This is a genomic window from Polaromonas sp. JS666 (genome assembly GCF_000013865.1).
In the GTDB taxonomy this organism is placed as follows: domain Bacteria; phylum Pseudomonadota; class Gammaproteobacteria; order Burkholderiales; family Burkholderiaceae_C; genus Polaromonas.
Window position 1 is genome coordinate 5,164,528 of the sequence record NC_007948.1, and the last position, 14,055, is coordinate 5,178,582.

General features: G+C 65.5%; 13 protein-coding genes. 1 reads left to right on the top strand and 12 read right to left on the bottom strand.

Annotation, left to right across the window (positions count from 1 at the left end; all coding sequences use genetic code 11):
* Positions 1-11: 11 nt before the first annotated feature.
* On the top strand, positions 12-665 hold the full coding sequence (gene alkB, locus BPRO_RS24390; protein ID WP_011485736.1) for a DNA oxidative demethylase AlkB: 654 nt from the start codon (positions 12-14) through the stop codon (positions 663-665).
* A gap of 7 nt (positions 666-672) precedes the next feature.
* Here alkB and otnI read toward each other — a convergent pair whose 3' ends face one another.
* From otnI to BPRO_RS24450, 12 genes are all read right to left on the bottom strand, one after another.
* Entirely contained in the window at positions 673-1,494 is an 822-nt protein-coding gene (gene otnI, locus BPRO_RS24395) for a 2-oxo-tetronate isomerase (protein WP_011485737.1), read from the bottom strand.
* 5 nt (positions 1,495-1,499) lie between these two features.
* The gene (locus BPRO_RS24400; protein WP_011485738.1) at positions 1,500-2,174 is read right to left on the bottom strand and encodes an aldolase; all 675 of its coding nucleotides are present in this window, start codon (positions 2,172-2,174) and stop codon (positions 1,500-1,502) included.
* 72 nt (positions 2,175-2,246) lie between these two features.
* Positions 2,247-3,530 carry a 3-oxo-tetronate kinase gene (otnK, locus tag BPRO_RS24405; protein ID WP_011485739.1) on the bottom strand — a complete coding sequence of 428 codons (1,284 nt, stop codon included), beginning with the start codon at positions 3,528-3,530 and terminating at the stop codon, positions 2,247-2,249.
* Positions 3,530-4,549: a D-erythronate dehydrogenase gene (gene denD, locus BPRO_RS24410; protein ID WP_011485740.1), complete on the bottom strand. Its 1,020-nt coding sequence runs from the start codon at positions 4,547-4,549 to the stop codon at positions 3,530-3,532. The genes otnK and denD overlap by 1 nt, the downstream gene beginning before the upstream one ends.
* A gap of 77 nt (positions 4,550-4,626) precedes the next feature.
* Positions 4,627-5,919: a TRAP transporter large permease gene (locus tag BPRO_RS24415; RefSeq protein WP_011485741.1), complete on the bottom strand. Its 1,293-nt coding sequence runs from the start codon at positions 5,917-5,919 to the stop codon at positions 4,627-4,629.
* A 157-nt stretch (positions 5,920-6,076) separates the two neighbouring features.
* Positions 6,077-6,589, bottom strand: a complete 513-nt coding sequence (locus BPRO_RS24420; RefSeq protein ID WP_011485742.1) for a TRAP transporter small permease — start codon at positions 6,587-6,589, stop codon at positions 6,077-6,079.
* A gap of 41 nt (positions 6,590-6,630) precedes the next feature.
* A complete protein-coding gene (locus BPRO_RS24425) occupies positions 6,631-7,599 on the bottom strand; it encodes a TRAP transporter substrate-binding protein (protein ID WP_011485743.1) in 969 nt (322 codons plus the stop codon).
* A 46-nt stretch (positions 7,600-7,645) separates the two neighbouring features.
* Entirely contained in the window at positions 7,646-8,542 is an 897-nt protein-coding gene (gene ltnD / locus BPRO_RS24430) for an L-threonate dehydrogenase (RefSeq protein WP_011485744.1), read from the bottom strand.
* Positions 8,543-8,727: 185 nt separating this feature from the next.
* The gene (locus tag BPRO_RS24435) at positions 8,728-9,504 is read right to left on the bottom strand and encodes a FadR/GntR family transcriptional regulator (protein WP_011485745.1); all 777 of its coding nucleotides are present in this window, start codon (positions 9,502-9,504) and stop codon (positions 8,728-8,730) included.
* Between the two features lie 48 nt (positions 9,505-9,552).
* Positions 9,553-11,637 carry a SulP family inorganic anion transporter gene (locus BPRO_RS28145; RefSeq protein WP_369794629.1) on the bottom strand — a complete coding sequence of 695 codons (2,085 nt, stop codon included), beginning with the start codon at positions 11,635-11,637 and terminating at the stop codon, positions 9,553-9,555.
* Positions 11,638-11,715: 78 nt separating this feature from the next.
* Complete coding sequence (gene chrA / locus BPRO_RS24445; protein WP_011485747.1) at positions 11,716-13,086, bottom strand: chromate efflux transporter; 1,371 nt, start codon at positions 13,084-13,086, stop codon at positions 11,716-11,718.
* Positions 13,083-13,976, bottom strand: coding sequence for a chromate resistance protein ChrB domain-containing protein (locus tag BPRO_RS24450; RefSeq protein ID WP_011485748.1), 894 nt, complete (start codon positions 13,974-13,976; stop codon positions 13,083-13,085). Before BPRO_RS24450 ends, chrA begins: the two co-directional genes overlap by 4 nt.
* Positions 13,977-14,055: the final 79 nt, after the last annotated feature.

Consider the following 14,055-nt stretch of genomic DNA (forward strand, 5'->3'; position numbering starts at 1 on the left):
GGGAAAGCCCTTTGACCCAAGACCTTTTCGAGGAAGAGCCGCTGGCCTATGTTGCGCCGCAAGTGATGGCGCCGGGTGCCGTATTGCTGCGCGGTTTTGCCTGTGATGTGGAGCAAGCATTGATGCACGCGGTGGAGCAGGTCACCGCTGCCGCGCCGCTGCGCCATCTGGTCACACCGGGCGGCTACACCATGTCGGTGGCCATGAGCAATTGCGGCGCGCTGGGCTGGGTGTCGGATCGCACCGGTTACCGCTACACCGGCACCGATCCGCTGTCTGGCCAGCCTTGGCCACCCATGCCCGACTGCTTTGCCCGCCTGGCCCGGCGCGCGGCGGCCGAAGCCGGTTTCGGCGGCTTCAGGCCGGATGCCTGCCTGGTCAACTGCTACGAACCCGGCGCGCGCCTGTCGCTGCACCAGGACAAGGACGAGGGCGACATGAGCGCGCCGATTGTGTCGGTGTCGCTGGGTTTGCCGGCCGTGTTTTTATTTGGCACCACGCGGCGCAAAGACCGCCCGGCGCGTTACCGGCTGGTGCACGGCGACGTGGCCGTGTGGGGCGGCCCCTCGCGGTTGGCCTACCACGGCGTTGCGCCGCTGGCCGCGGGCGAGCACGCCCTGCTGGGACGGCAGCGCATCAACCTGACTTTTCGCTGCGCAGCCTAGGCGCTGGTTAGGCGCTGGCTTTCGCGTTCGCCTTCATCCAGCCCAGCCCGGCCGACGTACCGCCCGCCTGCGCGCCACGGCTGGGCCGGTATTCGCAGCCGACCCAACCGGTCCAGCCGCACTGCTGCGCCACCTCGTCGATCACCTTGAACAGGTAGGGGTAGTTCATCTCCCCGATATCAGGCTCATGGCGCTCGGGCACGCCGGCGATCTGAAAATGGCCGACGCGGCCGGTGGGCAGGTACTGGCGTATCTTCATGGCCACATCGCCCTCGACGATCTGGCAGTGGTACAGATCGAACTGCACCTTGACGTTGGGCGCGCCGATCTCGGCGACCAGCTCATGCGCATGGTCCTGCCGGTTCAAAAAGAAGCGCGGGATGTCGCGCGTGTTGATCGGTTCGATCAGCACATCCACGCCCTGTTTCGCCGCCTCGGCCGCGGCCCAGCGCAGGTTGTCCACATAGGTCGGGCGCACCGCCTCGCGCTCGCTGCCCGCAGGCAGCAGGCCGGCCATCACATGGACACGCGGGCAGTTCAGCGCCGCCGCATAGTCCAGCGCCCGGGTGATGCCACTGCGAAACTCCGCCTCGCGCCCGGGGAGGCAGGCCAGGCCGCGTTCGCCCTGGTCCCAGTCACCGGGAGGCGCATTGAACAGCACCTGCTGCAGGCCATTGGCCTTCAGCCGGGCGGCGAGCTCATCCTTCGCATAGGCATAGGGGAACAGGTATTCGACCGCCTGGAAGCCGTCTTTCGCGGCCGCGTCAAAGCGGTCCAGAAAGTCGAGTTCCGGGTACATCATGGACAGGTTGGCAGCAAATTTTGGCATGGGGTTCACCAGTGCGCGCCAAAGGTCTGGCGCAATTGATCGATCTGGATGTCGGTCAGGGGTTGGGGTAAGGGCTGGCTCAGGGCCATCAGCCTGGCGGTTTCTTCCAGTTCTTCCAGCACGGCCATGGCTGCGGCGGGCGAGTCGTGCCAGACATTGGGCCCCAGGCGCTCCAGCATGACAGCACGGATCGGCGTGCCGCGCTCACCATAGCGCGTGATGGTTTGCGCCACCAGGGCCGCTGCATCGGGGTCACCGGGGCGGTGATAGGGGATCAGCGGCACATGGCCGACCTTCATCACGAAATAGGGCGTGATCGGCGGCAGCAGCTCCGTCCCCTTGGCCTGCAGGCTCAGCGCCACGCAGTGCGTGCTGTGGGTATGGATGACGCAGCAGGTGTTGGCATCAAACCGGCCCGCAGCGCCATAGATATGGGCATGCAGTGCAATGGTCTTGCTGGCCCGGTCGCCGCTGAGCTGTTGCGCGTTGGCGTCCAGCCGCGCCAGCCTGGCCGGATCGAGAAAGCCCAGGCAGGCGTCCGTCGGCGTGATCAGGAAGCCGCCGCCCGCCGAAGCATCGAGCCGTACGCTGATATTGCCGGCAGTGGCGTGCACATAGCCGCGCTCGAACAGGCTTTTGCCCACGCGGCAGATTTCTTCACGGGCCTGGTTTTCAGTCATGCGGACCGCTCCAAGGAAAGCATGCGCCCCTCAGGGGCAGTGCAGCCGCGCAGCGGCAAATGTAGGGGCTCATCATTGCAGCATCGTAAAGGCTTTGGTGAAGAAGTCATCACTGCCGAAGTTGCCCGACTTCAGCGTCAGGTGCACCCCTTGACCGGCAGCGGCGTCCGACAACGCATGGCACCAGGGCACGCCCGGATCGATCTGCGGGCCGATCTGCAGCTGGGAGATGTTCAGGGCCTGCACGCAGGCGCCCGAGGTTTCCCCGCCGGCCACCACCAGCTGGCGCACGCCGCGCTCGACCAGGCCGCGCGCAATGGCCGCAATGGTGCGCTCAACCATGGCGCCGGCTTCTTCGACGCCGAGGCGGCCTTGCACCGATTTCACCGCATTCGAGTCCGCCGTGGAATACACCAGCACCGGGCCTTGCTGGATCAGCGGCGCAGCCCAGGTCAGTGCCTCGGCCGCAACGTCCACGCCGGCCGCGATGCGCAGGGGTTCGATGGCCAGCGCCGGCCGGCCGGACTTGATGAAGGCCAGCACCTGGCGGTTGGTGGCCAGCGAGCAGCTGCCCGACACCACGGCCTGCAGGCCGCCTGCCGGGGGCAGCTCGCTGGCTTTGGAGGAGGGCGTGATGCCGAAGTTCTGCGGCAGGCCGATGGCCACGCCGGAGCCGGCGGTCACCAGCGGCATGCCCTTGAGCGCCGGGCCAAGGCGCAACAGGTCGTCGTTGGACAGCGCGTCCACCACGGCGACCCCGATCCCCTCGGCCTTGAGCTGGTCAATGCGCGCACGGATCGCTGCCTCGCCCCGGGCCACGACACGGTAGTCAATCAGCCCGACCTTGCGCCGCGTCTGCGCCTGCAGCACGCGCACCAGGTTGGCGTCGGTCATAGGGGTGAGCGGGTGGTTCTGCATGCCGCTTTCATTGAGCAGCACGTCGCCGGCAAACAGGTAGCCCTTGAAGACGGTGCGCTGGTTGTCGGGAAAAGCGGGTGTGGCGATGGTGAAGTCAGTCTTCAGCGCATCCATCAGGGCTTCGGTCACCGGGCCGATGTTGCCGCGGGTTTCTCCGCTGAAGGTGCTGTCGAAGGTGGAGCAGTACTTGAAATAGATTTGCTGCGCGCCCTGGGCCTGCAGCCAGGCCAGCGCTTGCAGCGATTGCGCCACGGCCTCGGCCGGCGCAATGGTGCGCGACTTCAGCGCCACCACCACGGCATCCACTTCGGCGCCGAGCGGGCCGGCCGGCACGCCTATGGTCTGCACCACGCGCATGCCGGCGCGCACCAGGTTGTTGGCCAGGTCGCTGGCCCCGGTGAAGTCGTCGGCAATACAGCCCAGAAGAATCTTGCCCATTACTTTTCCTTTTGCAATGACAACTTCACGGCCTCTGGATTCTCACGCACGTAGGCGCGGATCACCTCCTCGAAGTTGCCGTCAGCGCGCAGTCCCAGCGCGCCGGCGCGCGCCGTGTCAATCCGGCTGGGCCAATTGCCCACGATGGCCGTGATGCCCGCATCGACATCCCAGTCGAGCAATGCGGTCGCAGCCGGCCCGGCAACACGCTCCAGCGCCGCGGCCATGTCACGCACGGTGACCGTGAGTGCCGGCAGGTTGACCGCCGTGCGGGCGCCCCACTCGCGGGGGCTGGCCTGCGCCGCGCGCAACAAGCCTTCGATGGTACTCGCCGGGGAGGAGAGCGCAACGGCCGTGTCGGGGTGGACCGGCACACGGGCACGCTCGCCGGCCAGTGGCTCGCGCAGCATGCCGCTGAGAAAGCTGGATGCCGCACCGTTGGGGCGGCCCGGGCGCACCGACACCGTCATCAGCCGGACATTGCGGCCCTGCACAAAGCCCTTGCGGGTGTAGTCGGCGACCAGCTGTTCGCCGATGAATTTCTGGATGCCGTAGCTGCCCTGGGGTGTGGGCAAGGTCATGTCTTCGATCACGGCCGGCAGCGGCTGCTCGGGGGAATTGCCGAATACCGCGACCGAGCTCGAGAACACCAGCACCGGCTGGGTGCCGAGCGCGCGACAGCCTTCGAGCAGTGCACGCGTGGCATCGAGGTTGCTGCGCATGCCAAGATCGAAGTCGGCCTCGCAGTCGCCGCTGACGGCAGCGGCCAGGTGAAAGATCAGCGCCGCACCCGCGTTGGGAAGCTGCCGGCAGTCCAGCAACGCATTGAGGTCGCCGCCAACGAAGGCAATGCGCGGGTCCTTGGCCAGGTCGGCGGGCGGCGGCGCACGGTCGGCCAGCGTGATGCTGGTGATGGGCTGCGCGGCCGCGCCCGCCAGGGACAGCGTGCCCCGGGCCAGCAGCGTGCGCGCCAGCCGCGCACCGAGAAAGCCGCAACCGCCGGTGATCAGGATATGCATCTCAGGGTTTCCTTCAGGAGGTGGAATTCGACAAAGTTGACTTCGCTGCGCTTTGCGCCAAAACGGTCAGGCCTGCGCTATTTAAACCCCATGGCATGCGGCAGCCAGTTGCTCAGCGCCGGCACAAAGGTCAAAAGAACCAGCACCACGCCGTGCGCCCACAGGAAGGGTTTCAGTTCACGCGTGAGGGCGCTCAGCGGAACGCGCGACACGTTCGAGGTGACAAACAGCAGCCCGCCCACGGGCGGCGTGATCATGCCCAGCGTCAGGTTGTAGATGACGATCATGGCGAAGTGGATCGGGTCGATGCCGACCTTGGCCGCGACCGGCGCGAGAATCGGCACCAGCACCATCACGCCGGGCAGCGGCTCGATGAAGATGCCGAACAGCAGCAGGAAGACGTTCACCACCAGCAGGAACATCCAGGAGCTCAGCTGCATGTCAGCGATCCAGTTTGCGGCCAGTTGCGGCACGCCTTCGATCGTCAGCACCCATGCAAACGATGCCGACATGGCGATGATGACCAGCACCGAGGCGGTCAGCAGCGCCGAGCGCGACAGAATGTCCGGTACCGCCTTCCATTCCAGCGTGCCGTACACGTATTTGCCGCAGACCAGCGCGTAGAAAACGGCTACGACGGACGCTTCGGTCGGCGTGAACCAGCCGGCGCGCATGCCGCCCAGGATCAGCACCGGCAGCAGGATGGCCGGCAGCGCCTTCCAGGTCGTGCGCAGGATTTCCGCCATCGTGGGATGTTCGTTGTCACCGCGGTAGTTGCGCCGTTTGGACACATGCCAGTTCACGACGCACATCGCCGCCGCAATCAGGATGCCGGGCACCAGGCCCGCAATGAACAGGGCACCCACCGACACGTTGTCGTCGGCCAGCGCGTAAATGATCATGATGATAGAGGGCGGGATGATAGGCCCCACGATCGCGGTTGAGGCCGTCAGCGCCGCGGCGTAGGCGCGGTCGTAGCCGGCCTTGTCCATCATGCGGATCATCATGGACCCGGGCCCGGCGGCATCAGCCAGCGCCGAACCGGAGATGCCCGAGAAGAAAGTCAGCGACACCACGTTGGTATAGCCCAGGCCCCCGCGCTTGTGGCCGACGAATTGCCCGGCAAAGCGCAGCAGCACCTCGGTCAGCGAGCCGCCGCTCATCAGTTCTGCCGCGAGGATGAAAAAGGGCACCGCCATCAGCGGGAAGCTGTCAATGCCGGTGAAAGTCTCCTTGAGCATCACGATCATCGGAAACTGGTCCGACAGCACCAGCGCGGTCACGGTGGACAGCCCCAGCGCAAAAGCCACGGGCACACCGATGGCGAGGTAGATGCAAACGGAAGCGAGAAGGATGGCACTGGCGGTCATAAAGCCCCCACGTTTGCCGCCAAGGCGGCTGCACTGGACAGGCCGCCGCCAGAGTCGGCGGCTCTTCGTCCCGTCCCAGCCTGCGAAGGCAGGCTGGGAGCCGCGGGACTCAGCCCCTCGGGGACACAAGCTTGCTTGAAGCGGTTCTGCGCGGCGCTCATAGGGAAGCACTCGCGTTGGCGTCAAAATGGGCGTCGGCGGCAAACTCGCGGCGCGCCACGTAGCCGCGCACGATCAGCAGCCAATGCACGACGGTGAATGCGATGCCCAGGGGCAAAGCCATGTAGACATACGCAAACGACAGCTGCGTGGCCGGCGTCTGCTGGTACTGCGTGCGCTGCATATATTCGATGCCGAACCAGACAATGAACACGAAGAACCCGAGCAGCAGCACCGCAATCACCACGCGCAAGGCCACGGCCAGCCGGGCCGGCAACGCGTCCTGCAGGTTATCCACGGCAATATGGCCGCCGTAGCGCAGCACCGGGCCACAGCCGAGAAAAGTCAGCCAGATCATCATGTGGCGGGACACTTCCTCAGCCCACTCGAGCGACTCGCTGGTGAGGTAGCGCAGGCAGACATTGGTGAAAATGATGACCGCCATGGTCGCCAGCAGGCCGATCAGCGCCCAGCGGTTGGCCGAAAGAAACAGTCGTTCCAGGTTTTTCATGGGGAGCTCCGGTGCCGCGATACCGCGGCACGCGCTGCAAGTTACTTGACGGCCTGGATGGCGGCGATGCGCTCGGCGCCGAACTCTTTGGCGTATGACGCATAAGCCGGCTTGAGGGCATCGCGGAAGCTGTCCGCACGCACCTGCTCAATCACCTGCATGCCGTCCTTGCGGAGCTGGGCGACACCGTTGGCCTCGTCGTCATTGACTTTCTTGCGCTGGGCGGCGACGCTTTTCTTCGCGGCTTCAGTGAAGATTTTCTTGTCCTGCTCGCTCAGCCTGGACCACACGCGGGGCGAGGTCAGGATCAGGGCAGGCGAGTACACATGGGACGTCAGCGACAGGTGCTTCTGCACCTGGGAAAACTTGGACGCCAGGATCACCGGAATCGGGTTTTCCTGGCCGTCAACGACGCCTTGCTGCAGCGCACCGAACACCTCGGGAAAAGCCATCGGCGTAGGCAGGATGCCGAAGGTGCGGTAGCCTTCCATGTGGACCTTGTTTTCCATGGTGCGCATCTTCAGGCCCGATGCGTCCGTCGCCTGCACGATGGGGCGCTTGCTGTTGGTCATGTGGCGAAAACCGTTTTCCGTCCAGGCGAGTGCAACCAGACCTTTCGACGGGAACTTGGTCAGCAGCTCCTGGCCGGTCGCGCCGTCCAGGGTGTGTCGTGCATGCGCGTAGTCGCGAAACAGAAAAGGGATATCCAGGATCTTGATTTCAGGCACGAAATTTCCCGCAGGGCCCGTGGAAGTGATCACCATGTCCTGGGTGCCGAGCTGCACCGCTTCGATCTGTTCGCGCTCACCGCCCAGCGCGCCTGCCGGGAACTGCTGGCATTTGTAGCGGTTCTGCGTGGCCTTCTCGATGTCCTCGCAGAAGACGTTGGCGCCCACGTCGTAGTGGGAACCTTTGGCCAGCACATGGCCGAGCTTGATCACGGTTTGGGCCTGGATGGCCTGGCAGGCGAGGGCCAGGCCGGCAAGGGCGGCGAGCTTGAAGAGTTTCATCGGTTGTCTCCGTTGAGGGTTGGAAGGCCGGCTTGCGGGTGCAGGCTCAGCTGGTGCTTTTGGGCAGCTGGATGCCCGGGAAAATCTTGATCACGGCGCTGTCGTCTTCCCTGGCGAAGCCAGCAGTCGAGGCCTGCATGAACATCTGGTGCGCGGTCGACGACAGGGGCAGCGGGAATTTGCTGGCGCGCGCGGTGTCGAGCACCAGCCCCAGGTCCTTGACGAAGATGTCGACCGCCGACAGCGGCGTGTAGTCGCCAGCCAGCACATGGGCCATGCGGTTCTCGAACATCCAGCTGTTGCCGGCGCTGTGGGTGATGACCTCGTACAGCGCGTTTGGATCCACACCTTCGCGCAGCCCCAGGGCCATGGCCTCGGCGGCAGCAGCGATGTGCACGCCGGCCAGCAGCTGGTTGATGATCTTGACCTTGCTGCCCGCGCCGGCACAGTCGCCCAGGCGGTATACCTTGCCCGCCATCGCCGCGAGCACGTCTCCGGCTTTTTCATAGGCCGCGGGCCGCGCAGAACTCATGACGGTCATCTGGCCAGCCGCGGCCTTGGCCGCTCCGCCCGAGATGGGTGCGTCCACATAGTGAATGCCCAGCTTGTCCAGGCGGGCCTCGGTGGCGATCGACCATTGCGGATCAACGGTTGAGCACATCACGAAGACACTGCCGGATTTCATCGCAGAGGCAACGCCCTGTTCACTCCACAGCACATCTTCCGTCTGAGCGGCATTGACCACCACGGACACCACGACCTCGCAGGCGGCGGCCAGCTGCGTCAGGGTGTCGCATGCGACGCCGCCAGCGGCGACAAATTCCTGGACGGCCTGCGCGCGGACGTCGTACACATGCACCGCGTAGCCGGCGCTTCTCAAGGTCTGGGCAATGCCCCTGCCCATGGCGCCCAGGCCGATGACGCCCACGTTGGTCTTGCTCATTGGTTTTCAGTCCTTTTTGACGTTGGTGGAGGCAATCCCCTTGCATCCTTTGGCGACTCCGCCGGCGTTGCCGGCCTGGCCGGCCCCGGTTTGGCCAGCATTGAGTCGTATGGTTATCATACAACTTTGGAGTTTTTGACCTCTTGGGGTTTTCCCGAAGGACAAGGCTGACGATTGGGGCCGGCTCAGGCGCCGGGATGCAGGCTGGTAACCAGCGGATGGGCCAGTTTCATGCCCTCCTCCTGCCAGAAGGAGGGGTCGGCCTGCTCGATGCGCTTGATGGCGTTGTCCATGTGGCGCGCGGCCGATCGCCGGGCGGCGGCCACATCGCCGGCCTCGATCGCCTGGAAGATGTGTTCGTGTTCGTCGGCCACCTGCCGGGCGAAGTCGGCGCGCCGCGCTTCGTTGGCCCGGGTGACGCGCGTGGCCCCCTGCAGGAACTGCCCCAAGTACTCCAGCGTGCCGATGAGGAAAGGGTTGCGCGCTGCGTCGGCGATGGCGCGATGAAACTTGACATCCTCGCTCACGCCGTCCCCGCCAGCCAGCACGGCCTTTTCCAGCGCGGCAATCGACTGGCGGATGCGTTTCACGTTAGCCTGGGTGCGCCGTTGGGCCGCGAGCGCGGCGACCTCGGCCTCCAGCGCGCGCCGCACTTCGACCATCTGGATCACCGCCTGTTTGGACAGCGCGGAACGGGCGTCAAAGTTCAGCGGCGAAAAGCCCGCCTCCTTCACATAGACCCCGCTGCCTTGCCGGGAGTCGACCAGCCCCAGCGACTTCAGGCGCGAAACCGCCTCCCGCACGACCGTGCGGCTGACCGAGAACTGCCCGACCAGCACCGCCTCGGTCGGAAGCTTGTCGCCCGCGACCAGGCGGCCCGCGCGAATCTCTGCGGCGAGCGCCTCGGCAACCCGGTCTGACAGTTGGGCGCCGGGAGTGATGGACTTGAAGTGGCTGATCATGGGTACGACTTAATTTATCGTACAACTTTAACGCACCGGCCCGAAGTTTCAAACAGGGTGGGTATCCGTGTCCGTGTCCGTGTCGGTGTCCGGTCCAGGCACGCTCTGGCACTCCCAGAAAATGCGCGCCGTGCAGCGCCGGCATATCGCGGGATCGAGCTTGTTGAAAATCGTCGCGATCGCGGTGAACTTGTCGGGAAACTGGTGCTCGGGACCCAGCACACGGGTAAAGCCGGTCTTGCGCCACATGCGGATCACCTCGGGCCGCGGCCGATGAAAATACAGGTCGCCCCCCATGGCGCGGCGCGCGGCCAGCTCGGCCTCCCACAACTCGGCGCCGGCCAGGTCAATGAAGTTCATGCTCTTGCCCATGACCAGCAAATGCTTTTGCGGTTGCGGCTGGTGGCGCAGTGCATGCAGGATGTCGGCTACATGCTGGGTCGCCCCGAAATACACCTCGCCCTCCATGCGCAGCAGCTTGAGCTGCGGGCATTCAGGCAAGAATGTGGCCCCCACGCTTGTCGCTTCGCGTACTACGCTGCCCCCCGAGGGGGCTGAACTTGCTTGGGGCGGCCCTGCGCTGCGTTCGCTGGCCCCCACGCTTGTCGCTTCGCGTGCCTTCGGCGTTGCGCTGCCCCTTTCACGGGGAAACGGGGCTGAACTTGCTTGGGGCGGCCCTTCGCGGCGTTCGCTGTCGTCATCCGCTTTCTGCGGCAAAGTCATCTCAGTTTCAAGCCCGGCATCGGGGGTGCTGTCGATCACCACAAACTGCCGGTCCAGCCCGCGGCTGTCAAAGCCCATGGTGCGCATCGCGGGGCGCGAGGTGCGGTACAAAAAGGACATCAGCGACAGGATCATGCCCAGCAAAATGGCAATCTCCAGCCGAATGGTGACCGTCGCGACCATGGTGGCCAGCGCCACCGCAAAATCGCTGCGGCTCAAGCTGAACAGCTGGCGCCAGCGCGCAAAGTCCAGCAGGGCGACAGCCACCAGCACCAGCAAGCCGGCCAGTGCAGCCATGGGAATGAGCGCCAGCAGTGGTGCGCTGACTGCAACCAATACGAGCAAGAGCAGTGCAGAAAACACCGAGGCCAGTGGTGTCCGGGCACCCGCTTGCAGATTGGGCATGGAGCGGTTCATGGAGCCGCAGGACACATAGCAGGAGAAAAACCCGCCGACGATGTTGGACAGCCCCTGGCCGCGAAACTCGCGGTTCGCATCAATGCGCTGGCCCGAGCGCAGCGCCACCGTCTTGGCAATCGAAATCGCCTGCCCCAGGGCCACGATGGTCAGCGCAAATGCCAGGCCGACCAGGTCTGTGGCTTGGGCCCAGCTGATGCGGGGCAGCTCAAAGCGCGGCCATGGCACAGGGATCTGCCCCACGGTACGCAGCGCGAAAGATGGCGTGGCGCTGCCGGCGTTCAGGAAATGGCTCCACAGCCACGCCAGCGCGGTGGCTACCACCAGGCCGATCAGCATGTGCGGCCAGCTGCGACGCAGGCGGCGCAGCAGCAGTGCCACGCCGATGGTGATGGCGCCCACCGCCAGCGCCACAGGTTGCACCAGATACAGCTGCGTGAACACATGCCTGAGCACGGCCGCGGCGCTGTGCTCGGGCGCGGCGGGCAAGCCCAACAGGTCGGGCAGTGCATGCACCGCAATCAGCAATGCCGCGCCCGAGGTAAAGCCAAAGAGCGTTGCCGGAGAAATGAAATTGGCCAGCACGCCCAGGCGCAGCGCGCCAATCAGCCACTGCATCACGCCGACCATCACGGTGATGGCCAGCGCCAGCTGGATGTACTGCGGGCTGAAGGCCATGGCCAGCGGCGATAGCATGGCAAACAGCGCCAGCGAATTGGCGTTGGTGGGGCCCGACATGACGTGCCAGCTGGAGCCAAACAGCGCGGCGATGATGCAGGGAATGACGGCGGTGTACAGGCCATATTCCGGCGGCAGCCCGGCCAGCGTGGCAAAGGCAATGCCCTGCGGCAGCACCAGCACCGCGCCGAGCAGGCCGGCCATGGCATCAGCGCGCAGTGTGACGGGCGACACCTGCCGCACCCAGTCGCCAAACAGGCGCTCAACCCTGGTGCGGGTGGGCGCTTCCTGGTGTTTTTCGGGGTCTCCTGCCATGGGCTTGAGCATAACGCGCCGCGCGCTCACCGGGCACGCCGGCACCTGGGCGCCACCACAGCCGGCGCAGCGCCAGCCTCAGGCCAGACCGCTCCAGCGCAGCAGCAAGCCGGCCACGGCGCAGGCGGCGATCAAGGGAATCACGCCCACCTTGTAACGCAGCAGCGCCACCCCGGCCGCCACCATGATGAGCAGCGAAGGCCACGCCACATTGGAGGGGAAACCAGCCGCAGCCTCCTTGTTGAAAGCGATATGCACTATAAAAAACAGGGCAAGACTGGCGATAACGCCAACCACCGCGGCGGTGATGGCCGCCAGCGGCGCGGTGAACTGCAGCTTGCCATGGGTGGACTCCACCAGCGGCCCGCCCGCCAGGATGAAGATGAAGGACGGCAGGAAGGTGAACCAGGTGACCAGCGTCGCCGCCAGCGCGGCGCCGAGGAATAGCGCGTCCGGACCCAGCACCTGCCGGGTCCAGCCGCCGACAAAGCCGACAAAGGCCACCACCATGATCAGCGGCCCCGGCGTGGTTTCGCCGAGCGCCAGCCCGTCGATCATCTGTGGCCCGGTGAGCCAGCCGAACTGCTCCACCGCACCCTGATAAACATAGGGCAGCACCGCGTAGGCGCCGCCAAACGTCAGCAGCGCGGCCTTGGTGAAAAACCAGCTCATCTGGGTCAGCGCACCGCTCCAGCCCTGCCAGGCCATCAGCGCGCCCATGGGCAGCAGCCAGAGCGTGGCCCCGATCATCAACACCGCCGCCAGCCGCGATGTCTTGAAGCGTGCATGCTCGGGCGTCGGCGTGTCATCGTCGATCAGTGCCGGACCCTGCGCCACGAGAGCGGCCCCGTGCCCGCCGCCGCTGGCAAACTGCCCCGGCGCGAACTTCGCGCACAGCCAGCCGGTCAGCGCCGCGCTCAGCACCACCCACGGAAACGGTACGTGCAAAATGGCAATGGCCAGGAAACTGAGGACGGCCACCGCCCACGGAACCGGAGCTTTCGCCGGGTTTTTCAGCGATTTGCTGCCGATGCGATGCACCGCCTGCACCACGATGGCCGCTACGGCGGGCTTGATGCCGTAGAAGATGCCGGCAATCAGCGGTACGTCGCCAAAGGCGACGTAAATCCAGCTGAGCGCCACCAGGATGAACAGCGAAGGCAGCACGAACAAGGCACCGGCCACCACGCCGCCCCAGGTCCGGTGCATCAGCCAGCCGATATAGGTGGCCAGCTGCTGCGCCTCGGGCCCGGGCAGCAGCATGCAGTAGTTCAAGGCGTGCAGGAAGCGCTTTTCCGAGATCCAGCGTTGTTGTTCCACCAGCTCGCGGTGCATGATGGCAATTTGCCCGGCCGGCCCACCGAAGCTGATGAATCCCAGCTTGAGCCAGAACCTGAAGGCCTGCGCAAAGCTCACTGTGGCGGGAAGGGACGTTGCAATGTGGCTCATGCGGTGGTCGCTTTCACGATCATGGTTTCGGGTTTCCAGCTGTGCGTCTCGGCTTGCGCACTGCGGCACCAGGCATACAACGCGTCATACAGCGGCAGGGCGGCTTCCAGCATGCCGGCGTCGCTGGTGGCGTGCAGCTGTGACAGCCCCAGCGAGAAGGCCAGCAGACCCGCCGACTGCGGTGCGAGTTCAAGGCGGTCGGTGTCGGCGCCGCGCACGATGCGGGCGAGTATTTCAAGCGCCGGATCGCTCAACTCAAAGGCGCGCAGCAGGGTGTCGAAGCTGCACAACTCACCCTCGTGCGAGACCGGCGCGCCGGGAATGTCGTAAGCCACAGCGCCCAGGCGTGCCGCCTCGTCAAACACCCGGGCCGTGGGCACATAGAAGAACTCCGACCGTGAGTCGATAAAGCGGCGGATCAGCCAGGGGCAGGCGATGCGGTCAATCTTGGGGCGTTCGCGCGTGATCCAGCGCGACGCCTGCTCGCTACTTCCGCCGCCGACGCCCCAATCGGGCCGCTTGAGCATGGTCAGCGGGCGATGCGCGCGCCACTGCGCGATGTCCTGCGGTGAGTCGACGCCATCTTCGCCGCCCTCGATGCCGCCGGCCAGCGCGCGTGCGTTCCAGTCCGCTGCACGCAGCGTGGCCACGGCATCGGCACTCACGTTGTGGCCATAAACACAATAAACCACCACCTCGCGGTGACCCGATGCGGCGCGCTGCGACGTGGCGAAGGCCGCCACGTCTTCAGGCGCGCAGCGCCTCGCGCCGGCGAGCAGGTATCGGCTTTCAAGAAATTTGTTTTCGCGCCGCACGTCGAGCAGCAGCGGTGCATCGGCGCGACCCATGCGGGCGGCCAGTTCCTGCGGGGAAATGATAGAGGTGTCCACGGAAATACTCCAAGTCAATTGCCAGCGCTTGGACGGGACACCGTCTATCTGTGAAGAGTCGGGAGGCTGAAATCCCGAT